Genomic DNA, 256 nt, shown 5'->3' on the forward strand with positions numbered 1-256 from the left:
TCCGGCGGTCTGGGCAGCAGGCCGGGTGGCGCCGACCTGGCGGATCAGCCGGTCCACAAACTCGCTGCCGGTCATCCTCGAGCCGTCCGAGGCCACCAACTCGATGTCGTCACCGTCGCCGTCCTCGATACGCACCGTCTCATTCAGGCTCACCCCGACCACCGCATGCACAACAGACTCGGGCGCACCCTCGGAAAGGAACTTGGAGAACGCCTCACCACAGGCCTCGGCGTCCACGTTGTCCTCACCGACTACC

Annotated in this window: 1 pseudogene; it reads right to left on the minus strand. The window is 66.4% G+C overall.

The annotated features are described in order from the left end of the window. Nucleotides 1-237, minus strand: a pseudogene (locus QQA02_RS11620) (HNH endonuclease signature motif containing protein); the annotation flags it as partial. Between the last annotated feature and the right edge of the window lie 19 nt (nt 238-256).

This window comes from Corynebacterium sp. MSK006, from assembly GCF_030232385.1.
GTDB lineage: Bacteria > Actinomycetota > Actinomycetes > Mycobacteriales > Mycobacteriaceae > Corynebacterium > Corynebacterium frankenforstense_A.